A 21,082-nucleotide genomic window follows, 5' to 3' on the forward strand; every position below is an offset into this window, starting at 1 on the left:
GCAGCGAAACGGGAGATGTTCGCCGAGTTCTCCAGCTGCGAACGTACTGCGCACGCGTGATCGGGGATTCGGAGCGCAACCGCTGACGGACGGGAGGCCCGGTGCCAGCTGGCACCGTCCCTCCAGGCTCGGCCGTCACCCCGCTGGCGCGGTGCGCCGGTACCGGCGGGTGGGGCCCACCTCCAAGCTCGGCCGTCACCCCGCTGGCGCGGTGCGCCGGTACCGGCTGGTGGGGCCGGCCTCCCGTCCGTCACGCGCCGCGCGCGATGAGTCGTTCGTGGTGCAGCTGGAGTTGCCGTTCGCATCGCTGTGCAACGCGCTCACTGTGGGTGACGATCACGAACTTGGTTCCCGCTTGCTGCAGCCGATCGAAGAGGGCGAGCACGTCGTCTTCGGTCGTCTCGTCCAGTGCGCCGGTGGGCTCATCGGCGAGGACGACGGCAGGGCGCTTCGCGATGGCTCGAGCGATCGCGACGCGCTGCGCTTCTCCTCCTGACAGTCGTCGTGGGCGCTTGCCAGCGAGGTGGCTGATGCCGACCGCGTCGAGCGCCTCATGTGCTCGGGCGGTGGAGTCAGCGCGAGCAGGAACGCCGAGCCGGACGTTGTCGAGCACGCTGCGGTCGCCGAGGAGGCTGTGGTCCTGGGTGACGATGCCGATGTGTCGGAGTCGGTGCTCCGCCATCCTCCGTACGGTGCGCTCGAGCACGTGGCCGTCGTGCTCGTAGGTCCCGCCGAAGTCGGTGTCGAGTCCGGCGAGGATCCGGAGCAGCGTGCTCTTGCCGGATCCGCTGCGCCCCGTGATGGCCACGGATCGATCGTCGTCGTGAAGGTCGAAGTCGAGCCGGTCGAACAGTGCTCGGATCGATCCGTCGGGCTCGGTGATGGTCTTCGAGACGTCACGCAGAACGATCATCGTGAGGTACCTCTTCGCTGTTGGGCGGTCAGTTCGATGCGGATGGCTCGCCGGCCGAGTGCGCCGTCCGCCACGCACCAGAGGAGCAGGGCGGTGCCGGCGCCGAGTCGAGCCATCTCGCTGTCGTTGGGGAGTAGTGCGCTGGTCGCGAGGAACAGCCCGAGCGCCGCGGTGAACTCGGTGAGGCGGCTTGCGCGGAACAGCCGGTTCGTGGCACTCGGGCTCCTCCCGAGGAGATGGTGCACCCGCGCCACTGGCGTTCGACGGTGATGCAGGAGTCGGTTGAGGAACGCCGTGATGATGCCCACGCCAGCGGTGAGGGCGACCAGCAGCGCGGTGACGAGCACCAGGTTGTCCTGGATGAGCTGGCGAACGAGGGAGAGCTGCACGAGGTAGGCCGGTACTCCGAGCAACGTGTACGACCGGAAGCCGGTGTCGTCTCCGATCGCGTCGAGACGCGCGACGACGTCCCCGAAATCGAGGCTGTGATCGACGGCGAGATCGGCGTTGAGCACCTGGAACGCCAGGCGTCCGAACAGCTCGGTATCCAGCCGGTCGAGTGCTGCTCGGTCGAGTCCGGCGAGTGTTGGCGGGTAGGGCACGATGACGGTGTCGTCGAGGTAGTGGTTTGCCTCACCGCGGAAGTACATGGCACTGTCCGGTTCGAGGAAACCGACGACTTCGAGCTCCTGCTCCTGCAGGATGACCGCTCCGGTGAATCGCTCCCCGAGCTCGTACACGCCGCGGTACTCGTTGCCGAGCAGCACCGGGATCCGACCGGATCCCCAGTCGACAACGTTCCACTCGATGGGCTTGCCGTCCTGCACGGAGAGCCCCGCGAACTCGTACGCGTTCTCGTTGAGCTGGATGGACTTGATGTCCTGAACGCTCCGGCCGGACTCGTCCTGGTACTTCCCGTTGAGCGTGTACTCGGTGCCGTAGCCGACGTCGAAGCGGTCGTCGCCGCGGAAGTCCTGAACGGTGACGGGCTGGTCGTACGAGGAGATGAAGTCGAACCCGGGCTCGTCGTCGATGCGGTCGACGAACGAGGCGACGTCGTCGAGTGCGTGCTCGTCTCGCCGGATCGCCTCGAAAGCATCCGGGCCGAGATCGTCGACCACCGTGTAGAGGTCGACGTCGGCATCGGCGGACAAGCCCTGGGCCACGGCCTGCGAGGTGGACTGGGTGAAGGACGCCACGTTGTACCAGCAGAGTGCGAGCAGCACGAGCAGGACGATCTTGGCGACGATGATCGTCCAGTTGGACCGGAGGTCGTTCAGCAGTTCCATCGACGGGTTCCCTGCCAGAACGAAGCGACGGACACGGCAAGCACGACGGTTCCGACCGAGACGACCACAGTGGTGACGTCGAGGTCGAGGAGGGTGGCCTGCCTGACCACTGCCGCGCCCGCGAGAGCGGTCGTACAGGCGGCGATGGTGATCACGCTGACTCTGGTGGCCGCGCTGCGGAGGGTGCTCAGCGGTCGGATCCCCGTGGTGAAGCGGACGGCGGCAGTGCGGAGTTCCCATCGCCCAGCTTGCAGGCCTGCGACCACGCCGATGAGCATGACGACGAGCACGCCGAGCGTGACCAGAACCGGAGACACGGCGTCGACGTTCGTCCTGCGGTTCGTGCCGTCGTCGACGATCTCGACACTTCGGCCAGGGAACTCTGCGCTGTAGTGGCGGACACTGCTCGGGCCGTCCAGGAGGAGCCGCTGTGGTGACGCCGAGAACCGCGACGGATCGGCGACGATGACGTCATCGGACAGCAGACTGTCGGCCCGGACGCCGAGACGGCCCACCACGTCGTAGGGCTTGCCATCGACGACGATGTCGTCACCGCGGACGGCAACGTCAGCCCCGGCGAGGGCCTCGCCGGGGCGCCCGGTCAGTGCGTGCCCGTCGTGCAGCGGGACATCTGTCCACCGTCCCGACAACATTGCGACGGCGCGGACATCGCCCTCGAGGCGCACGAACACCTTCGTTCCCGGTTCGAATGCGTTCCGGGCACGCATGAGTTCGTCGAGTGTCGCGTTCACCCACACGCTTTGACCGCTGCGGAGATCGTTGCCTTCAGAAGCGATGACACCTCGGCGAGCGTCGAACACCCCGATCAACACCGTCAGCAGCATGGCCAGCAGGAGCAGGCCCGCGATCGCCGTGGTCTGTTGCTTCGTCACGTCTTCTCCTCACGCAGCAGCGGGTGCGAGCCGTCGGCTCGCACCCGCTGCGATGCGTCACCTGCCGTAGTAGGTCTTCGCTGTACCGACACCGTTGCCGGGCCGGTTCGGCCGGTACGGCTTCCACACGGTCACTGCTTCCGTGCCGGACTTGCCCCACTTCCGGCCAGAGTCAGCGATGATGCTGCTGCCGTGCTCGAGCCGCGCACGCGTGTAGTGCTGCACGCCTGCCCAGGTCGTCCAACCATGCGAACGCTTGTGCGTCGTCCCACTGATGGTCTTCTTCTCCGCTGCACCGCGGTGGTTCACCGCCAACACCGACATTCCGGTTCCTGCGCCGTCGACGGTCCCGGTGCTCTCTGACCATCCACCGATGACCCCCTCGCTCCCGACGCCGTCCTGCGCCTGTGCGGGGATCGCGCCGAGGAACACCGCCCCGCCGACAGCCACAGCGGCGAAGCCAGCGGCAACCCGCCGAGATCGGTGATCGTTCTTGCTCATTTCCCACTCCTTCCCGAGAACTGATATCCAGCCCTTCAGTCGTTAACATGCCAGGAAGGGAGCAGCTTGTCGAACGGACCTCCGCCCGGACACGGCGGGCTCCGTTGGTACAGGGGGGGGGTGGCTGGCAGGACGACAACGGCGTCCCGGTGCTCGAAGCCAGCCACCACATGCGGCGACATTCCGAGGACAGGGCTTCGCAACAGACGCACGGCTGCCTGTCGAGACGATCCCGAGCCCCATCCACACGGTGAGGGCTGCGGTGCTTCTCAGGGCGGCAGGTCACCTTGACTCGTACGATCGTCTCCCCACTGCCTTCGCCACCCGTCCCCACCCGTTCCGACCCGGAGATCCTGATGCGCACTGAACACGGCCCACTCGCCCCCGGCTGGCGTCTGCTGATCGATGGACGTGCATCAGGTCCGTCGCCCGCGGAAGGCGCACGGGCATGAACGGAGAGCGCCAGCGCCTTCGCGTCCTCTACGTGAGTGACCTCGGGTACGAGGCGAAGGGCCGACGCTACTGCGACGAGGACATCTACCTGTCCGGCGAGCTCAGCGCGGAGTTCGACGTCGCGATCTGCCCACCGCTGGCTGCCGAGCACCTGATGGACGCGTTCGACGTCGTCGTGGTGCGCAACAGTGGACCCGTGCTGCACTACCTGGCTGCGTACGATGCGTTCCGCGAAGCCGTGCGGACTCGTGGGATCCCTGTGTTCACGGACCTGAGAGGACGAGCTGACCAGAGGGGGAAGCAGTACCTCCTCGACCTGTTCCGAGCCGGGTACCCGGTCATCCCCACGATCGATGCCGCCGCGGACATCGCGCAGCTCCCGGACACCGCGGACTACATCGCGAAGCCGAAGCTGGGCGCGGACTCGATCGGGCTGAGAGTCGTGGGCCGTGACGAGCTCGCCGGGCTCCACTACGACAACCTGCTCGTGCAACCCCGCATCGACTTCCAGTACGAAGTCTCCTTCTACTACGTGGACCACGTCCCGCAGTACGCGCTCAACGCTCCCGACCCGACGAAACGGTGGGAGTTGCAGCAGTACCGCGCGAGCGATGACGACTGGGCCTTCGCGCAACAGTTCATCGGGTGGAACACGATCGAGCACGGTGTCCAACGCGTCGATGCCTGCCGCACCCGAGACGGAGCACTGCTCCTCGTGGAGCTGGAAGACCTCAACCCGTACCTGTCGCTCGACCTGCTCGACGAGCGCACCCGGACGTCCTTCGTCGCCGCGGTGAAGGAGTCCGTGCGGGCATCGGCAGGGAAGCGACAGGCGGAGCCGCTCCGTCGATCGGCTGACTGACGCCTGCGACCGCCGCCGAACCGCGAAGGACCGGACCGAGCGCCGATCGTTCCGCGACCGGATCAGGGCCGTCCCGTGCCGAGCAGCCAGCCGTTGTCCGCCGCGATCCGCAGGGCCTCGGTCGCGTTGCGCGCCGCGGTCTTCCCGATCGCGGACGACAGGTGGTTCCGCACGGTGCCCTCGGACAGGTGCAGCGTGCCGGCGACCCCGGCCACGGTCGGCGCCGTGCGGAAGGCGATGAGTACGTCGGTCTCCCGCGGGCTGAGCGGGGAGGGCCCGGCAGCGAGGGACTCGGCGGCGAGCACGGGGTCGACGACACGGAAACCCCCTTCGACACGGCGCACGGCATCGGCGAGGTGTTCGGCGGGGGTGTCCTTCACGACGAACCCGGCTGCCCCGGCTTCGAGCGCTCGCCGGAGGTACCCGGGTCGGCCGAACGTCGTGACGATGAGCGAGCGGCAGGTCGGCAGCTCGCGAGCCAGGATCGACGCCGCCGTGAGGCCGTCCGCCCCCGGCATCTCGACGTCGAGCAGGGCCACCGTGGCGCCGGACGCCCGTGCTGCGTCGAGCACTTCGTCGCCACGGGCCACCTGGGCGACGACCGCGATGTCCCGTTCGAGCGAGAGCAGCGAGGCGAGTGCGCCACGGACGAGCGCCTGGTCGTCGGCGATGAGCACTCGGATCACCTCGGTCATCGTCGACTCCTCTCGACCCGGAGCAGGAATCCGCCCAGGTCGCTCGTGCCGGTGGTCAGGACCGCTCCGACCGCTTCCGCGCGTTCCCTGAGGCCGCGGAGCCCGTTCCCGCCGAGCACGGCCGCGGTCGACGGGGGAGCGAGCACCCCGGTGCCGTCGTCCTCGACCGTCAGCGCAGTCCGGGTCAGCGTCACGCGGACCCGGCTCGCGGCGGCGTGCCGGACGATGTTCGTGACGCCTTCTCGGAGGACCCACGCGAAGAGGCTCCGAACGTCATCGGCTGCTGCGTCGGCGTCCCGGGGGAGTGCTGCGTCGATGGCTGCGGCCTCGAGTGCTGCTCGCGCCGACACGAGTTCGGCGTCGAGGTCGGCCTCGCGGTAGCCGCTGACCGCGCGTCGGAGCCCCTGCAGTGCTTCGCGCGAGAGCCGTTCGACGTCCTGCATCTCGGTCTTCGCCCGGGCCGGGTCGACGTCCACCAACCGCGTGGCGAGCTCGGACTTCATCGCGACGACGGTCAGGGAGTGGCCGAGCACGTCGTGCAGGTCGCGGGAGAACCGGGCGCGTTCCTCGACGACGGCGAGGCGGGTGATCTCGTCCTGCGCGACCCCGAGCCGTTGCTCCGCCTCGCGTTGCCGTCCGAAGAACAGCATCGAGGCCCCGACGGACACGGTGATGACCGGGGCGAAGAGGATGCCGTTGTCCACGGCGTTGTCCCAGCCTGTGCTCACGGCGACGAGGAGTTGCGCGGCGACGATCCCGAGCACCACGACAGCGGCCACCCAGAACCGCTCGGCGACGAACCCGGAGAGTGCAGCGATGAGCAGCCAGGTCCAGACCGCGAGCGGCCCGACCACGAGGAGCAGGAGCCCGGCGAGCAGCGCGACCCCGGCCAGCACGAGCACCCGCTCGCGCAGGTTCCGTCGCCACATCAGCTCCGGTGCGAACAGGTACGCCGCGTACACGACGGCGAGGGCGATGGAGGAGACGACGTGCGCGCGGAGGCTCCGTCCGTCGGTCCAGACGGCGATGATCTCGAGCACCTGCCACAGGAGCGCGAACACCGCGCCGGTGTACCACCGACGGCGTCCGATGCGGATGTCGTCGTCACTCGCCCCCGGCGGGACGGCCCACGGGAACGAGCGTGGGGATGGCCGGGAGGCGCGTGACGCGTCGTCCGTGCCACTTGCGTCGGTCGTGCTGGTCGCCTCGGACATCGGTGCCAGCGTAGGGCCGTCGGTCACTGCCGTGCAGCGTCGCGGCGGTAGCGCCACACGATCACCGCGGCCAGCACGATCGCCCAGCACGCCAGGACCATCGCGGGTTCGACCATGCCCGAGGAACCGGTGGCCCCGGCCCCCATCTGTCCGATCCGGTTCAACCAGTACGAGGGCAGCAGGTGCGCGACGGTCCCCATCCACTCCGGCATCACCGACAGCGGGACCCACAGACCGCCGAGGATCGCCATGCCCATGAACACCACCATGAAGAGCGGCTGCGCGAAGGACGGCTTCGCGAACTGTCCGATCAGGATCGCGATGAGCGCGAACGGGATCACTCCGCACCAGATGCCGAACCCGGCGGCGAACCAGCGCAGCGGGTCGAGCGAGGCGTGCATGCCGACGGTCGCGACGAGCACCGTGATGACGATCGACACCGCGGTGAAGGCCATCGCGGCGATCACCTTCGACACCATGAAGCCCCACCCGGAGAGCGGCGTCACCCGCAGCTGCCGGTTCCAGCCGATCGATCGCTCGTTGACGATCGCGAACGCCTGGCTGAGCGCGGCCATCATCGCACCGTACGCGGCCATCTGCAGCGTCGTGACGACGAGGTACTGCAGACGGGTCGTCGGGTCGGTCTGGGAGCCGAAGGCCGAACCGAACACGAGCAGCATGATCACCGGGACGGCGAAGGTGAACACCATCGCACGGACGTTGCGGAGCTGCCGCTTCGTCTCGAGGTAGACGTAACGGATCGGCATCCGGCCGGACGCGGTGACGGTGGTCATGCGGGGATCCCTTCGGGAGCGGTGTCGGTGGTGGCGGGGTCGGCAGTGAGCGCGAGGAAGGCGTCGTCCATGGTCGAGGCGACCACCTGGATGTCGTGCGCCTGCGGGAACGACGTGAGCAGGGCCCGGAGGGTGTCGTCGCTGCGGTCCGAACGGAGCGTGACGGAGTCGTGCCGGGCCTCCAGGCTGCGGACACCGGGGAGACCGCGCAACGCGACGTGCGCGTCGGTCGTGACCCCGGAGAACCGGACCGCACGCGTGGCGGTGATCGCCTTGATCTGGGCGGGTGTGCCGTCGGCAACGATCCGACCGGCGCGCATGATGACGATGCGGTCGGCGAAGGTGTCGGCCTCGTCGAGGTAGTGGGTGGCGAAGACGACCGTGCGCCCGGCGTCGGTGAACTCGCGCATCGAGGACCAGAACGTGTGCCGGGCCTCGACGTCCATCGCCGCGGTCGGTTCGTCGAGCACCAGCAGGTCGGGGTCGGAGACCACGGCGACCGCGAACCTCGCCCGCTGCAGCTGACCGCCGGAGAGCTTGTTCACCCGGCGGCCGGCGATCTCGGTGCAGCGCGCACGGCGGAGGGCCTCGTCGACCGACATCGGACGACGGTGCGCTGCAGCAACCAGGGCGACCGCGTCCCGGACCGTCATGTCCGGCAGGAGCGCGCCGCCCTGGAGCATCGCGCCGACCCGCCCCGTGACCACCGCGGCGCGGGGCTCCTCACCGAAGAGCAGGGCCCCGCCGCTCGTCGGCACGGACAGCCCGAGCGCGAGGTCGACCGTCGTGGTCTTGCCGGCGCCGTTCGGGCCGAGGAGGGCGACGACCTCGCCCGGACGGATCGTCAGGTCGACGCCGTCGACCGCAGCCACCTCGCCGAAGCGTTTGCGGAGGTCGCGGAGCTGGATGACCGGTGTGTCGTTCATGGGACCCACCCTCGTGCAGCCCAGCGCGCGGTGCCTCGGCCGGACGTCACGATCCCGGCATGACATCTGTCACTGGTGGCCGAGGTCCGCGGCTCGGTCGAGTCACTGCCCCTCGGCTGCCGACGTGGGGCCCACCTCCAGGCACGGCCGTCACCCCGCTGGCGCGGTGCGCCGGCGTCAGTCGGTGTGACGACGCAGGCGACGGCGGCGACGCAGCACCAGGGTCCCGGCACCGGCCAGGAGGAGCAGCGTCGCGAGCAACGCCGGTCCGGCAGGCGACTGTGCGCCGGTCGCGGCCAGCGTGCCCGTCGCGCGGGCCGTCGGTGTGCCGGCACCCTGCGTCGCCGGAGTCACCGCCGGCGTCGTCGTCGGGGTCGGCGTGGGCTCCGCAGTGGGCGTCGCGGTCGGTCGTGGCGTGGCTGCAGCGATCAGCGGGCTCTCCGCCATCGCCGTGCCGGTCAGGCAGTGCTTGAGCTCGGTCTCCTTGACCCAGTGCGACCCTGCAGCGACTGCACGGCACCCGGGGGCGAACGCGATCTCCCGCTCGTTGTAGAGCATGCGCACGAGCGGCGTGTAGGCCGCTCCGGTGGCGGGGTCGATGCCTGCTCGCGAGACGACGTCCCACTGCACGTTCGCAGCCATCGGCGTCACCGCAGAACCTCGCCACGGGTTGGTGGCGTACCCGTAGACGTCGGCGTCGGACGCCGGAGCAGCGTTGTCGGGCGCGGCGACGGTGGATCCCGGCAGCCGCAGCAGCGCCGCGAACGGGATGATCGTCTCCGCGTGCGCGAAACGGAAGGTCGCGACGACGTCGCCGCCGGCGACGCGGGCGTCGATCGTGGCGAAGAAGTCGTCGAGCAGGGGCTCGGCGATCGAGTAGGTCTCGTCGTGCCCGGCGAGGCTCGGGCCCTTCTCGTAGAAGTCCTCGGCGTCGAGCAAGTACGCGAACCACTCGGCATCCGCCGGCCGGCCAGCGAAGTACTGCGCGAAGTCGAACCGGTGCGGAGCGACGTTCTCCACTTGCATGTCGGCCGCGATGATGTACAGGTTGTAGAGCGACATCGCCGCATCGACGGTGCTCTTGATCGACTTCTTCGGGTCGCCGCAGGCATCGGGATCGGCCTTCGTTTCGGCGCCGGGCGCGCACGCCACCGCGCCGCCCTTGGAGCCGTCGGCGGTGTTGTACCAGGTGTGTGCCTTGTCGGTGCCGATCTCGGCGATGAACCCGGGCGTGAAGATGCCGGAGAGCAGGTCCTGCGCCGCCTGGACCGATCGCGGCTTCGCCTCGATGTACCGCAAGGCCGCAGCGATCGTGCCGCCGTCACCGGTCTGTTCGGCGATGTAGTCCTCGTACGCCTGGGCGCGCTGGCGCTCGGGTGACCCCTCGGCCTTGTCGGTGCCGTCCGGGTTCTCGACCTCGTGGAAGTAGAGCAGGTCGGGGCGCGGTTCGAGCTTGACAGCAGGGGCACCGAAGCCCCGCAAGAAGTTCTCGCCGGACTCCGTGGCGCGAGACTCGCCCGACGTCTCGGCGACGACACGCCCGCCCGTCTTCGCCGCACGGGCGAACAGCTGCTTGTTGCGCTGCGCGGCTCGCGCTCCGATGCCCTGGTGCTGGGCTGCACCCTGACCGGTGAGCTTGCCGTAGCCGTTCGCGACGTTCGCCGCCGTGATGGCGTCGAGGTTCGCGGAGAACTCCTTCCCGATCGCAGGCGTCAGGAACCCGTTCTCGGCCTGCGCGGTCGCGGCGAGACGGTGCAGCAGCGCGTCGTACTTGTACGCGGAGAGCCCCCGGGATCCGTGCCGGGCGACCGACTCCGTGGCGACGGGGGAGTAGCCCGTCGGGGCAGGTGAGTAGGCGTCGATGTCCGACTGGCTGGGGGCGATGTAGGGCTGCTTGCTGCTGGTGAAGCTGGCCTCGTCGGCGTGCGCCGGTGTCGCGAACACCAGCGAGGCGACGGCAGCGACGGCAACGCAGGACAGTGCGGTGCGGGTGTTCATGGGTCCTCCGGTATCGGGACCCTCGGGCGGCGGTCCGACCAGCAGAGTTAGTGCCAGCGGGTGAACAGCCCTTGACCTGGAGGTGACCGGACGGTGCTGCCGGACACGGCAGCACCGTGGGACCTGCCTAGCTGGGCCCGGATCGTCGGGTCAGCTTCGAGCTGACGACGCCGTAGAGCAGCCAGGCGACGACAACGACGAGTGCGACCGTGCCGTACATCGCCGGCAGGGCGCCCTGCACCAAGAACGGCACGAGCAAGAGACTGACCAGGCCGAGGATGGCCAAGGTGGTCTTGTAGCTGCGAGGAGACATCCGACCTTCCTGAATTGCACTGGCTGGCGCCCTTGTCGAGGACGAACGGGTTCCACCCCGAGAGCGGGGTCCCGGGGAGTCCGTGCCCATCATCGGATGGTGACGACGAGCTTGCCTGACCGGATCCCGTCCTCCATGTCGCGGTGGGCCTGAACGATCTCCTCGAGCGCGTACACCTTCGCGATCGGGACCTGCACGGTGCCGGCTGCGACGGTGTCGAGGAACGCCTGCAGTACCGATGCCGGCAGGTCGCTCGCTTCGCCGGAGTACGCGGTGAGGCGCACCCCGTTGGGGATCACCGCCATCGGGTAGAAGTCGGGGATGGTCCAGACGTCGGAGAGCATCCCGCTGAACGACACGGTGCCGTGGACGGCTGTCGCCCGGAGTGTGTCGGGCAGCGTGCCGGTGCCGATCAACTCGACCGCTCCGTTGACGCCGTCCGGCACGATTCGACGGACCGTGTCGGCGATCCTGCCCGAGTCCACCACGACGTGGTCCGCACCAGTGGCGTGCAGTCGCTCGGCGCGGTCCGGGTTGCGAGTGGTTGCGATGACGGTCATGCCCTGCTGCTTCGCCAGCACGATGCACGCCAGGCCGATCGACGACGTGCCACCGCGGATCAGGATCGTGTCGCCCCGGCGGGCACCGACGCCCACGGTGAGCGACCCGTGTGCGGTCTGCAGCATCTCGGGGACGGCGCCGAGCACGGACCAGTCGAGGCTGCTCCGGAACGGCACGACGCTGCTGGCCGGAACGACGGTGTACTCGGCGTAGCCCCCGTCGAAGTCGCGACCCATCCCGCCCATCAGTCCGGCTACTTGGGTACCGGCGGGGAACTCTCCACCCGGGGCTGCCTCCACGGTCCCGACGGCTTCGATCCCGGGCACCCGTGGGAAGGTCCCGGAATGGCCCATGCCGCGGCGGAAGTGCAGCTCGGACCGGTTGAGCCCGAACGCTTCCACACGGATCAGCACCTGGCCCGGGCCTGGGATCGGGACCGGCAGCTCACGGAGGTGCAACACGTCGGGGCCACCGGGTGCGTCGATCACGACGGCCCGCATGGTCGCCATCATCGCCTTGCCTCCAACGTCGACTGCAGGCGCTCGAGTGCCGCGATGCCGTCTGCGATCGCCGCGGCATCGGCATCCGAGAGCACGGCGTCCAGCGCTTGGTCGAACCGCTCGTCCGCGAGGGCGAAGGCGTCTCTCCCCTGGGGTGAGAGCACGCTCCGGACACTGCGCCGATCGTCCGGGTCCGTCGAACGTTCGAGGAAACCATCGGCGGCGAGCCGGTCGAGCAAGCGACTGGCTGCAGCGATCGACGTCCCGACGCCGGTCGCGACGTCCTGCACCCGGGCGCCCGATGGGGCTGCCTGGACGATCCGCAACACCTCCAGTCGGGCCAGGCTCAGCACGCCCTCGCCCCGCATCCGCTTCTCGACCGCGTTCCACACGTCGGTCTCGTGCCGCACCAGCGCGGCGAAGTACTCCCGCAGACGCGCCGCTCGCCCAGCCCGGTCATCCGGGGCGTCGATTCCAGGGAGGGGTGCGAGGTCCGTGCTCATGCTTCGACTCTACGGCATCTACTTGCTATGTAAAGTAGTTGTCCATGACCACAGACACACGCCTCTCCTTCCTGCGATTCGTCGACTTCATCAACAGCGCCGACCCGTCCATCGGTGAGACGGTCATCGCACCTGAAGCGGCATTCTTGACGCCGTTCTCGCCCGAGCCGCTGCGCGGACTGCCGGGGTACATGCAGATCCTGACGATCATGCGGGGCGCGTTCTCCGACATCCAGTGGAGCACCGACCGGATCGTCGTCGAGGGCGACGAAGTCGCAGCACGTTTCGAACTGCGCGGCACGCACGACGGCGAGTTCCTCGGTGTCCCCGCTACGGGGAGGACGGTGGTCGCGAACGCGAGCAACTTCTACCGTTTCGACGAGGGACTGATCGTCGACGAGGTCGGCCAGCCGGACGTGCTCAGCATCCTCGGGCAGATCGGGGCGCTCCCGTCGGCAATCAGGTGAACGGTCAGGGTGCGATCGGCTTCGCGCGACACGGGGCGGCTGCCCGGTGGGTCAGTGGTACTCCGTGACGATCGCCGTGGCATGACCCTCAGGCAAGCCAGGCTGCGGACACGCTCCGGTCCACGACGTGACGCCATCCTTCCGGGGCTGCAGGGTCGTGGCTGGCCATCCCGGCCAGCCACAGGACGGCCATCAGGTCGTCGGCGGTGAAGTCCTCGGCGAGCACTCCGGCGCTGTGTGCGTTGGCGACGAGTTCGGCGCCGAGCGCCATGGATCGTTCGCAAGCGTTGATGAGGAGCACGGCGTCCGGGTAGCGCCGCAGCATTGCGTCGTTCATGGCCGGGTCGCTTCGTTGGAGGTCGATCATCTCGGCGATGAAGGTCTCCAACTGGGAACGGGGACTGTCCTGCGACAGTGTCCGGTCTCGCAGGGTCTTGAGTTTTGCCCCTGCGATGTCGGGCACGACGGCGTCGATGAGTTCTTCGCGCGACCCGACGCGGTTGTAGAGCGTGCCGATGCTCACGCCGGCTTCCCGGGCGATGTCCTCCAGGGGAGCGGACAATCCTCGCTGCGAGAACACGGCGATGGCGGCGGCGCGCAGCTTCTGGAGGTTCGCCTGCGCGTCTCGACGCAGACGGGGTGGGGTGCTCACAGCGACTCCGAAGGATCTTGAGGGTGGTCTCAACATATGCTGCAGTGGATTTGAGGACGTTCTCAACTTACCGCACCAGCTTGCAGGGCCCGGCGGTGGGCCACGAAAGGACACATCATGCCCCTCATCACCATCATCGGCGCGGGACCCGGACTGGGTCTCGAGATCGCTCGCGCCTTCGGGAAGAAGGGCTTCGACGTCGCGCTCGTTGCCCGCAGCCAGGCGAAGGTGGATGCCCTGGCGAGTGCGCTCGTCGCGGAGGGCATCCAGGCTCACGGGTTCACCGCCGACGTCAGCGAGCCCGACACGATCCGAGGCGCACTCCGGTCGATCCGGGAGTCGCTCGGTCCGATCGACGTCCTCGAGTACTCGCCGGCGGATCGGGCACTGGAGTCGGTCGATGCCGTGGATGTGACGATGGACAACCTGCAGCCACAGATCGACTTCTACCTCGGTGGCGCCATCGCGGCCGTCGGTGCGGTGCTGCCCGACATGATCGCCGCGGGCACAGGCACGGTCCTCGTGACGACCGGTGGTGGTGCGCTCGCCCGGACTCCGGTCCGCGGGAACGTCAACATCGCAGCCGCAGGGCTCCGGAACTGGATCCTCAACCTCGGTGCCGCCGTCGCGGAGAAGGGTGTCTACGTCGGTTTCGTCGCGATCACCGCCCTGATCGGAGGTGGGCGACCGGATGCGGAGCCCGCGGTCATCGCGCAGTCGTACGTGAAGCTCCATGACGAGCGGCGGGACGCCGAACTGCACTACGTCGCCTACGACGGCTGACGACACACCCGTCCGGGCCGGCCGGCCTGGACGGGTGGCTGCCGCGAACTCTGCATGGTGGCGCTCTGCACGTCAGTCGGTGCGGGCACCGGCTGCCGCGGCTGCGAACGTGCGGAGCGTGGCGACCTGCTGCGCGGTGCTCGGCGGTGCGTCGGCCATCTGCCACGTCGACACCAGCGCGATCATGCCGCCGATCGTGAAGGTGCGGGCGTCCCCGCTGAGTGCGACCACCGGTCGGGGGCCATCGCAATCGGACTCCGTCAGCCACGTCGTCATCGCCGAAGCCAGCACCTCGGTGACCCGCTCGCCGCGCGGGATGGCACGGAGCTTGTCGAAGAACTCCCGATCCGATCGTCCTGCGGTGAGCAGCGGTTCGATCCCGCGTTCGCGAACGGCGTCGGTGAGGGCCTGCGCGAGGTTCGCCGCGCCCTCGTCGAGGGGAAGATGGTCTTCGAGGAGTCGACTGATCCAGACATCTGTCGCGAGGTCACCGACGTTGCTGTAGTGGTTGTGGAGCGCCTGCCTGCTCAAGCCAGCTCGCTGCGCCACTGCACTCATCGAGATCGTCTCGCCCTTCGGCGCCTCGGACACGAGTGCGGTCAACGCCCGGATCAGGGCGGCGCGGGTGCGGGTGATGCGCGGGTCCACCCGCTGGCTCGCGAGTGCCGCCGTGCGCGTTCCCTTCGTCATGTGTCCATCTTGCCAGACTGAGAGCCCTGATGTACGTTCGTCATCTACTGGACAACTGTAAAGGACACCATGACGCACGTGACCGAACCCGCACCGGACCGGCGAGACGGCCCGCAGCACCCGGCCTTCGAAGCGGCGGTCGCGGGCGGAACGCTGAACTCCGAAGGGCCGGGATCGGCTCATCGCTACCGGAACGTGATCCTCGGCGGGATCGCGATCCTGCTCCTCGCGATGGCGATGCTGACGAGCTACTCGAGCGCGTTCGGCGACCCGACGCCGAACAACGTGCACCTCGCGGTCACCGGCGACGCTGACGCGATCGTCGCGCTCGAGCAGCAAGGATCGCTGGACCTCACCGTCGTGGCCTCTGACCAGCAGGCGCGGACCGCGGTGCTCGACCGCGACGTCGACGGCGCTGTCGTGTTACCTGCTCCGGGGAAGGGCGCCGGCGTCACCACCTACATCGCCAGCGGCGGCGGCCGTGGCCTCGGACAGGCGATCTCCGGTATCGGTGACTCGATCGCAGCGAAACTGCGGACCACCAACACGGCCGCAGACCTCGCACCCCTGCCGAAGCAGGACCCGGTCGGATCGATCGAGTTCTACGCGATCCTCTTCGCCGGCCTGGGGGCCGCCCTCGGTGCGACGGTGTTCGGACGCGTCCTCGGCACTGTCGACACGGCGGCGAAGTTCATCGAGCGCAGCATCGTCCTCGTGCTCTACACCGGTCTCCTCGCCGGACTGATCACCCTGTGGATCGACTCCGCACTCGGAGCGGTGACCGTCGGCCCCTGGGCCGTGTTCGGGACCCTCTGGCTGACCGGACTCGCCATCGGGGGAGCGGTCACGGGCGTCGCAGCACTCGGCGGAACCATCGCGGCTCTGGTGATGACGCTCGCCCTGGTGATCCTCGGGAACACGTCGTCCGGTGGCCCGCTCGGGATCCACGTCCTCAACGACTTCTTCCAGACGCTCTACTACGTCTTCCCACAGGGCGACGCGCTCGACCTGCTGCGGTCCGTCCAGTACTTCGACGGCGCCGCGGTCGCCGCCCCGATCATCCGGCTGAGCATCTGGGCCGTGGCAGGCATCCTGCTCACGCTGACGGCGATGCTCATCCGGAACCGACGCGAAGCCGCGGCTCGACCGAAGGGCGGCCTCCGCTCCGAGCACGATCCCCGCCAGACGGCCGGACCCTCGGGCTCCCACCTCGAGGCCGCTGCAGTCACGCCCAACGCGGCCTTGCTGCCGTTGACCCCAACGCCCTGAATGCAACAGGGGTCCTCGACGGGCGGGGATCCCTCGAGGCACCCACTCCTGCACACGACAACCAGCCCTCATTGCTGAGGACGATCGGAGGACCGCACCATGCCAGGAAAGATCGATGTCCACCAGCACCTGCTCCCGCCCCGCTACTTCGAGGCGCTGGCAGCGGCAGGATCGAAAGCGATGGGGGCCGGCGCCCCGGGGGATGCGCCGGCTGCGACCGGAGGGTCCGCGCAGTGGGACCCGTGGGGTGGAAGCGGCGGGACCGCACCGCGACGAGGGCCTCGGGCCATCGGTGGCTGGCTGATGCCGGAGTGGAGCCCCCGAGCGGCGATCGAGATGATGGACGAGGCGGGAATCGAGACCGGAATGCTCTCGATCAGCGCACCCGGCGTGCACTTCGGTGACGACGCCGCGGCGCGGGAACTCGCCCGCGAACTGAACGACTACCAGGCCGAGCTGGTCCGTGAGGCGCCGGACCGGTTCGGGCACTTCGCGGTGCTGCCGTTGCCGGACTTCGATGGTGCCGTCGCCGAGGCCGTGCGAGCACTCGACGAACTCCACGCCGACGGGGTGCTCCTGCTGTCGAACGCGCACGGACGGTACCTCGGCGACCCCGCGTACGAGCCGCTCTGGGCAGAACTCGCCGCGCGCTCGGCCGTGGTCTTCGTGCACCCCACCGCACCACCGATCACCCAGCTGCCAGGGATGCCGACTGCATTGCTGGACTTCCCGTTCGACACCACCCGCACCGCCGTGGACCTCGTCGCGCACGGCGTGTTCGACCGGTACCCGAACCTCCGCGTCATCCTCTCCCACGCCGGCGGGTTCCTGCCCTACGCCAGCCAGTCGATTCAGCGCCGCCGCGATGTTCAACCCCGACACCACGCCGGAGAGCATCCAGGCGGGCCTCCGGAAGTTCTACTTCGACACCGCACTGTCCGCATCCCCAACCTCGCTGCCGTCACTGCTGGCGTTCGCGGAACCCGGCCATGTCCTCTACGGCAGCGACTTCCCCTACGCGCACCCCGATTGGAGCGCCCGCTTCGACCACGACCTGGACACCTACGACGGCCCCGGCGCAGAACGACTGGGCGAGGTGCACCGAACAGCCGCCGAGCAGCTCTTCCCCCGCTTGAGCGCCGAGCGCGTTCCGGGGAGCGAGTGAGTGTCGAAGCGGTCCGTGAGCCGCCAGGGTGCACCAGCCTGACCGTTCAGCCGAGTGTTCGCGGGGTCTCACCCGCGGAGCCGATCCGCAGCGTCCGACGCGGCACCGACCATGCGGCGGATGAACGCGGCGTGGTGCTCGAGCTCCCCGTTACCGAACGGCGATCGTCCTGAGTGGTGAGCACACCGCCACGACGACGGCGCCAGTGAACACGAGCGTCACCGCGAGGAGCGCGACGCCATCCCCGGCGACGGTCATGAGCGCGCCGCCGCCCACCGCGCCCGCAGCCGCGAGGGTCCTGTTCGCGCTGCGCGTCGTGCCGTTCATCCGACCGAGCAGCGCGTCGGGTGTGACGGTCTGGCGAAGACTCATCTCGTTCGCGTTCTCGCAGCCCGCTGCAGCGCCGTGCACGGCGAAGGCGACGAACAACACCGCGACAGTCGCCGGTGTTCCTGCTGTGCCGGTGCCGACCGTCGTGAGCGTGACGGCGGCCCAGGCGACCGGGTACGCGGCTCGAGCGGCGATGATCGTCCGGCCGGCACCGAAGCGGGTACCGAGGCGCGGCGCAGCGGTGGCGCCGAGGAGCATCGCGACACCGCTGACGGCGAGGATGCCCCCGTACACGGCCGCTGGGAGCGCGAAGGTGCGGAGCGCGAGTGTCGCGAACACCGTCAGTCCGGCGGCGTTGGCGAGGAACCAGAGATGTGTCGACAGCGCCAGCGGTGCGAGCATCGCATGACCGTACGTCCACCGCAGACCGTCGGCGATGTCGCTCCGCAACCGCGCACCCGCCGTGCGCGCTGGCGTCTGCTCGATGACGCGGACGCGCGCGATGAGGACGGCGTCGATGAAGTAGCTCACCGCGTCGAGGGCGATCGCGACCGGCGCGGTCACGATGCTGACCAGGACACCTCCGAGAGCCGGGCCCACCGTCTGCGCTGCCGCATCACTCTGGTCGACCCGCGCATTCGCCGCCAGGAGGAGCGGGCGAGGGACGATTCGAGGGAGGAGGGACTGCGTCGCGGCGAATCCGATGACGGACAGGATGCCGAACACGAACAACGCCGCCGCCGTCACCCAGAGGTTCAAGAGCCCGGTGAACCAGAGCACCGGGATCGCGCCCAGGCACACGCCACGACCGACACTCGCCCAGATCAGGAGTGGCTTGCGCCGGAATCGATCGACGTACGCGCCGACGATCAGCCCGAACAACGCGTACGGGAGGAACTGGGCAGCGTTCACCAGCCCCACCTCGAACGGGCTGGCGTGCAGCACGGTCACCACGAGAACCGGTACGGCGACCGCGCTGACTGCTGATCCGAACGATGAGACGGTCGCGGCGGACCAGTACGAGCGGAACCCGGGCACTCCACGCAGCGTGGTCGCGTCCTCGCCCATGCGCCAACGCTGGCAGACCGCGACGCTGCGAGCAAGACAGTTCGCCCAAGACACTGTTCAAGCGTCGATGTCGGTCGGCTCGGCGACTTGTACGCGTCCCGGCAAACCCCGGACCGCTCTGTGCCAAGCCCAGGCGGCGGCGAGGAACACACCCGTGGCGATGAGCCAGAGTAGCCAGGGCGTGCGCGAGTCCAAGAGTCCGAGAGTGAGCGGGAACAGTGCCATGCCGATCGAGCTCGCGGTCTGGAACACCCCGATCGCTCGGCCGCGGATTCGAGGGTGTGGAGCTTCGGCCATGACCGCGTTGGCGGCCGGGAGGTAGATCATGTCCGCAGCTGCCAGCAGGATCGCGACCACGATGACGAAGGACCACGCCGCCAGCCCGTGCAGCGGAGGAAGAACGACGAGCGGTGCTGCGGTCGCGGCAGTCAAGACTGCACCGAGCGCGATGAGCGTTCCACGCTGCTGACCAGCAACCCAGCGGGTCACGGAGGTCTGGAGCAACGCGCACAGGCCCGTAGCGACAGCGAACTGGACGGGCGCGACCGCTGGGGACATGCCCCACTGCTCGACAAACAGAACGCTGAACGCGACGTTCGGCAACACCATTGCGGGACCGATGAGGAACTGTCCGAGCGTGATGAGTCGCATCGACCGGTCGGCGATGAAGGAACGAAGTGACCCGGTCGTGTCCGCCCCTTCCGCATCTGCGAGGGCGGACGGCGGCGTGGATCGATGCCCGGTGGGTTGCGTCGCGAACACGCCGGCCGCCAGAACGCTGGTGACGACGTTGGCGAGGATCAGCCACCGCAACCCGTCTTGGTGGCCGTTCGCGAGGGTGACCGCGGCGATGATCGCGCCAGCGCCGAGCGCTGCGGCCTTCGTCGCTTCGAGGAACGCGAACCACCGCTCGAACGGGCGGCCTTCAGCGAGGTCGTGGACGTACGCGGTCCATGAGGTCCAGTAGAGCCGCTCGGAGCCGTTGGCGAGGAAGATCGCCGCGAAGATCATCATCGGGTCATGGGCGAACAGGTAGAGCGTGAAGCCCGCTGCCGAGAGGAGGTTGTTGAGGATCATCGACGCCTTCGCGCCGAATCGATCGGTGAGGACGCCACCGACCAGTCCGATCGGGAGAGCAGCCAGCGTCGCGAGGGTCGAGACGGCGCCGAGCACTGCAAGCGTCACGTCGGTGGTGATGGTGAAGTAGACGATCGTCAGTGGCAGCGTGAGGCCGGCGCCGACGGTGTCGGTCAAGACTGCGAAGGTGACGAAACGGTGTTCGCGCAAGCTCGCGAGTGAGGCCCGAAACCGGGCCGGGGTGAAGAGCATGGACGTGGTCCCGTGAAGTCGTCGCGCCGTCGTCGCACGACGGCGCGGGCAAGCAGAAGCACGCGAGCAGAACGCTCGCGGCGGGGAGGGGCCGACCTTCGTGGTCAGCTCAGTTCTGCGTTGCCATGACTCCGGGAGGGATCGGCCGCGGTCCGACGAACTCGGGCGCAGGCTTGGTGGAGAACAGTCGACGAGGGGCACAGAACGGCATCGTTGCCACCCTTCGCCATCATCGGACCAGTCGAACGAACGCTAGCAGCGCTCAAGATGAGAGATCAACGTGCCGTCTCAGTTGGCGATCGGCTACCGGACACGCGACAGTCTGGCTCACACCTCCCAGTCCGACCGGTAGGTTCTGTCGCGGAGCAGACTCACGAGCTCAGCGTGCACCGTCATGGTCTTGCTCAGGCGGGCTGCCCGCTCCTCACTGAGCGCGTCTGCCTCCCAGTCCCGCTCCGAGAAGTACGCCGTGTAGGGGTTCACCACGCACTTGAAGTCCAACATCAGCGACTGCGCGAGGGCGCCGGTCGCCATGTAACTGTGCGGCAGGCCGGCAGCGCACACGAAGGTAACGACCTTGTCGAACCAAGCCGCGCGACGACCGTCGCCCGTCGCGCCTGTGGCCTCGATCAGCGATTTGACGGCGGACGACGGAGCCCAGTCGTAGATCGGGAATGCCAGCACCACCCCGTCAGCTTCACGAATGAGCTGGTGGAGCGCGTTGAACGCATCACTGTCGAACACCCGGTCATTGTCGAAAGCCGGCAACGCGACCGTTGCGAGATCAACGACGTCGGACTGGTGGCCAGTCGCGGTGAGGAGGGCTGCCGATTGCTCGGCGAGGCGGCGGCTGGAGCTAGCGGGGTCGAGGCTGCATGAGATGACGGGCAGACGCAAGGAGACCATCCGATCAC

At 68.7% G+C, this 21,082-nt stretch carries 22 protein-coding genes and 1 pseudogene; 6 read left to right on the forward strand and 17 right to left on the reverse strand.

Annotated features, from left to right (window positions below; all coding sequences use genetic code 11):
• Window positions 1–250 precede the first annotated feature (250 nt).
• The 4 genes from ACL00U_RS05705 to ACL00U_RS05720 are packed head-to-tail and all read right to left on the reverse strand — an operon-like array spanning window position 251 to window position 3,596.
• Complete coding sequence (locus ACL00U_RS05705; RefSeq protein ID WP_159557787.1) at window positions 251–913, reverse strand: ABC transporter ATP-binding protein; 663 nt, start codon at window positions 911–913, stop codon at window positions 251–253.
• Window positions 910–2,202 carry a hypothetical protein gene (locus ACL00U_RS05710; RefSeq protein WP_071252385.1) on the reverse strand — a complete coding sequence of 431 codons (1,293 nt, stop codon included), beginning with the start codon at window positions 2,200–2,202 and terminating at the stop codon, window positions 910–912. Before ACL00U_RS05710 ends, ACL00U_RS05705 begins: the two co-directional genes overlap by 4 nt.
• Window positions 2,190–3,095, reverse strand: coding sequence for a hypothetical protein (locus ACL00U_RS05715; protein WP_042538404.1), 906 nt, complete (start codon window positions 3,093–3,095; stop codon window positions 2,190–2,192). The genes ACL00U_RS05710 and ACL00U_RS05715 overlap by 13 nt, the downstream gene beginning before the upstream one ends.
• 57 nt (window positions 3,096–3,152) lie before the next feature.
• Window positions 3,153–3,596 carry a hypothetical protein gene (locus ACL00U_RS05720; protein ID WP_139179885.1) on the reverse strand — a complete coding sequence of 148 codons (444 nt, stop codon included), beginning with the start codon at window positions 3,594–3,596 and terminating at the stop codon, window positions 3,153–3,155.
• Window positions 3,597–4,044: 448 nt separating this feature from the next.
• Between ACL00U_RS05720 and ACL00U_RS05725 the strand changes: the two genes are divergently transcribed.
• Window positions 4,045–4,911, forward strand: a complete 867-nt coding sequence (locus ACL00U_RS05725; protein ID WP_259552148.1) for a hypothetical protein — start codon at window positions 4,045–4,047, stop codon at window positions 4,909–4,911.
• 62 nt (window positions 4,912–4,973) lie between these two features.
• Here the strand turns inward: ACL00U_RS05725 and ACL00U_RS05730 are convergent, their stop codons facing one another.
• The 8 genes from ACL00U_RS05730 to ACL00U_RS05765 all read right to left on the reverse strand — a co-directional run bounded on the left by ACL00U_RS05730 (window position 4,974) and on the right by ACL00U_RS05765 (window position 12,415).
• Window positions 4,974–5,597, reverse strand: a complete 624-nt coding sequence (locus tag ACL00U_RS05730; protein ID WP_197068611.1) for a response regulator transcription factor — start codon at window positions 5,595–5,597, stop codon at window positions 4,974–4,976.
• Between the two features lie 5 nt (window positions 5,598–5,602).
• Complete coding sequence (locus ACL00U_RS05735; RefSeq protein WP_262118555.1) at window positions 5,603–6,820, reverse strand: sensor histidine kinase; 1,218 nt, start codon at window positions 6,818–6,820, stop codon at window positions 5,603–5,605.
• A gap of 23 nt (window positions 6,821–6,843) precedes the next feature.
• Window positions 6,844–7,614, reverse strand: a complete 771-nt coding sequence (locus ACL00U_RS05740) for an ABC transporter permease (protein ID WP_193558937.1) — start codon at window positions 7,612–7,614, stop codon at window positions 6,844–6,846.
• Window positions 7,611–8,540: an ABC transporter ATP-binding protein gene (locus ACL00U_RS05745; protein WP_071252390.1), complete on the reverse strand. Its 930-nt coding sequence runs from the start codon at window positions 8,538–8,540 to the stop codon at window positions 7,611–7,613. The genes ACL00U_RS05740 and ACL00U_RS05745 overlap by 4 nt, the downstream gene beginning before the upstream one ends.
• Before the next feature lie 177 nt (window positions 8,541–8,717).
• Window positions 8,718–10,538: a histidine-type phosphatase gene (locus tag ACL00U_RS05750; RefSeq protein ID WP_412873927.1), complete on the reverse strand. Its 1,821-nt coding sequence runs from the start codon at window positions 10,536–10,538 to the stop codon at window positions 8,718–8,720.
• A 127-nt stretch (window positions 10,539–10,665) separates the two neighbouring features.
• Window positions 10,666–10,851, reverse strand: coding sequence for a hypothetical protein (locus ACL00U_RS05755; protein ID WP_017885868.1), 186 nt, complete (start codon window positions 10,849–10,851; stop codon window positions 10,666–10,668).
• A gap of 89 nt (window positions 10,852–10,940) precedes the next feature.
• Window positions 10,941–11,912, reverse strand: coding sequence for a zinc-binding alcohol dehydrogenase family protein (locus ACL00U_RS05760; protein WP_259552152.1), 972 nt, complete (start codon window positions 11,910–11,912; stop codon window positions 10,941–10,943).
• A gap of 8 nt (window positions 11,913–11,920) precedes the next feature.
• Entirely contained in the window at window positions 11,921–12,415 is a 495-nt protein-coding gene (locus ACL00U_RS05765; RefSeq protein ID WP_042536897.1) for a MarR family transcriptional regulator, read from the reverse strand.
• A 44-nt stretch (window positions 12,416–12,459) separates the two neighbouring features.
• Here ACL00U_RS05765 and ACL00U_RS05770 point away from each other — a divergent pair, with 44 nt between their 5' ends.
• Window positions 12,460–12,882, forward strand: coding sequence for an ester cyclase (locus ACL00U_RS05770; protein WP_056071192.1), 423 nt, complete (start codon window positions 12,460–12,462; stop codon window positions 12,880–12,882).
• An 88-nt stretch (window positions 12,883–12,970) separates the two neighbouring features.
• Here the strand turns inward: ACL00U_RS05770 and ACL00U_RS05775 are convergent, their stop codons facing one another.
• Window positions 12,971–13,534 carry a TetR/AcrR family transcriptional regulator gene (locus tag ACL00U_RS05775; RefSeq protein ID WP_052481587.1) on the reverse strand — a complete coding sequence of 188 codons (564 nt, stop codon included), beginning with the start codon at window positions 13,532–13,534 and terminating at the stop codon, window positions 12,971–12,973.
• A gap of 117 nt (window positions 13,535–13,651) precedes the next feature.
• Between ACL00U_RS05775 and ACL00U_RS05780 the strand changes: the two genes are divergently transcribed.
• Window positions 13,652–14,317, forward strand: a complete 666-nt coding sequence (locus ACL00U_RS05780) for an SDR family NAD(P)-dependent oxidoreductase (protein WP_159557803.1) — start codon at window positions 13,652–13,654, stop codon at window positions 14,315–14,317.
• Window positions 14,318–14,389: 72 nt separating this feature from the next.
• Here the strand turns inward: ACL00U_RS05780 and ACL00U_RS05785 are convergent, their stop codons facing one another.
• Window positions 14,390–15,007: a TetR/AcrR family transcriptional regulator gene (locus ACL00U_RS05785; RefSeq protein WP_412873928.1), complete on the reverse strand. Its 618-nt coding sequence runs from the start codon at window positions 15,005–15,007 to the stop codon at window positions 14,390–14,392.
• Window positions 15,008–15,085: 78 nt separating this feature from the next.
• Between ACL00U_RS05785 and ACL00U_RS05790 the strand changes: the two genes are divergently transcribed.
• The 3 genes and pseudogenes from ACL00U_RS05790 (at window position 15,086) to ACL00U_RS05800 (ending at window position 17,441) form a co-directional block, all read left to right on the forward strand.
• Window positions 15,086–16,276, forward strand: a complete 1,191-nt coding sequence (locus ACL00U_RS05790) for an ABC transporter permease (protein WP_262160130.1) — start codon at window positions 15,086–15,088, stop codon at window positions 16,274–16,276.
• A gap of 99 nt (window positions 16,277–16,375) precedes the next feature.
• Window positions 16,376–17,044, forward strand: a pseudogene (locus tag ACL00U_RS05795) (amidohydrolase family protein); the annotation flags it as partial.
• A 97-nt stretch (window positions 17,045–17,141) separates the two neighbouring features.
• Window positions 17,142–17,441 (forward strand): hypothetical protein, encoded by a 300-nt coding sequence (locus ACL00U_RS05800; protein ID WP_412874080.1) that lies wholly within the window; start codon window positions 17,142–17,144, stop codon window positions 17,439–17,441.
• 150 nt (window positions 17,442–17,591) lie between these two features.
• On the opposite strand, the gene ACL00U_RS05805 is transcribed toward ACL00U_RS05800, so the two are convergent.
• The 3 genes from ACL00U_RS05805 to ACL00U_RS05815 form a co-directional block, all read right to left on the reverse strand.
• Window positions 17,592–18,893, reverse strand: a complete 1,302-nt coding sequence (locus tag ACL00U_RS05805) for an MFS transporter (RefSeq protein WP_412873929.1) — start codon at window positions 18,891–18,893, stop codon at window positions 17,592–17,594.
• Window positions 18,894–18,896: 3 nt separating this feature from the next.
• Window positions 18,897–20,093, reverse strand: a complete 1,197-nt coding sequence (locus ACL00U_RS05810; protein WP_194590141.1) for an MFS transporter — start codon at window positions 20,091–20,093, stop codon at window positions 18,897–18,899.
• Window positions 20,094–20,495: 402 nt separating this feature from the next.
• A complete protein-coding gene (locus ACL00U_RS05815) occupies window positions 20,496–21,074 on the reverse strand; it encodes an NADPH-dependent FMN reductase (protein ID WP_228501061.1) in 579 nt (192 codons plus the stop codon).
• Window positions 21,075–21,082: the final 8 nt, after the last annotated feature.

Source organism: Curtobacterium poinsettiae (assembly GCF_047226435.1).
Lineage (GTDB): Bacteria > Actinomycetota > Actinomycetes > Actinomycetales > Microbacteriaceae > Curtobacterium > Curtobacterium poinsettiae.

Bases quoted from the DNA above. Each gene is read 5' to 3' on its own strand.
- ACL00U_RS05780 (WP_159557803.1), top strand. From the start codon at position 13,652: ATGCCCCTCATCACCATCATCGGCGCGGGACCCGGACTGGGTCTCGAG.
- ACL00U_RS05745 (WP_071252390.1), bottom strand. From the start codon at position 8,540: ATGAACGACACACCGGTCATCCAGCTCCGCGACCTCCGCAAACGCTTC.
- ACL00U_RS05785 (WP_412873928.1), bottom strand. From the start codon at position 15,007: ATGACGAAGGGAACGCGCACGGCGGCACTCGCGAGCCAGCGGGTGGAC.
- ACL00U_RS05750 (WP_412873927.1), bottom strand. From the start codon at position 10,538: ATGAACACCCGCACCGCACTGTCCTGCGTTGCCGTCGCTGCCGTCGCC.
- ACL00U_RS05755 (WP_017885868.1), bottom strand. From the start codon at position 10,851: ATGTCTCCTCGCAGCTACAAGACCACCTTGGCCATCCTCGGCCTGGTC.
- ACL00U_RS05710 (WP_071252385.1), bottom strand. From the start codon at position 2,202: ATGGAACTGCTGAACGACCTCCGGTCCAACTGGACGATCATCGTCGCC.
- ACL00U_RS05770 (WP_056071192.1), top strand. From the start codon at position 12,460: ATGACCACAGACACACGCCTCTCCTTCCTGCGATTCGTCGACTTCATC.
- ACL00U_RS05725 (WP_259552148.1), top strand. From the start codon at position 4,045: ATGAACGGAGAGCGCCAGCGCCTTCGCGTCCTCTACGTGAGTGACCTC.
- ACL00U_RS05740 (WP_193558937.1), bottom strand. From the start codon at position 7,614: ATGACCACCGTCACCGCGTCCGGCCGGATGCCGATCCGTTACGTCTAC.
- ACL00U_RS05815 (WP_228501061.1), bottom strand. From the start codon at position 21,074: ATGGTCTCCTTGCGTCTGCCCGTCATCTCATGCAGCCTCGACCCCGCT.
- ACL00U_RS05760 (WP_259552152.1), bottom strand. From the start codon at position 11,912: ATGCGGGCCGTCGTGATCGACGCACCCGGTGGCCCCGACGTGTTGCAC.
- ACL00U_RS05735 (WP_262118555.1), bottom strand. From the start codon at position 6,820: ATGTCCGAGGCGACCAGCACGACCGACGCAAGTGGCACGGACGACGCG.
- ACL00U_RS05705 (WP_159557787.1), bottom strand. From the start codon at position 913: ATGATCGTTCTGCGTGACGTCTCGAAGACCATCACCGAGCCCGACGGA.
- ACL00U_RS05720 (WP_139179885.1), bottom strand. From the start codon at position 3,596: ATGAGCAAGAACGATCACCGATCTCGGCGGGTTGCCGCTGGCTTCGCC.
- ACL00U_RS05765 (WP_042536897.1), bottom strand. From the start codon at position 12,415: ATGAGCACGGACCTCGCACCCCTCCCTGGAATCGACGCCCCGGATGAC.
- ACL00U_RS05800 (WP_412874080.1), top strand. From the start codon at position 17,142: ATGTTCAACCCCGACACCACGCCGGAGAGCATCCAGGCGGGCCTCCGG.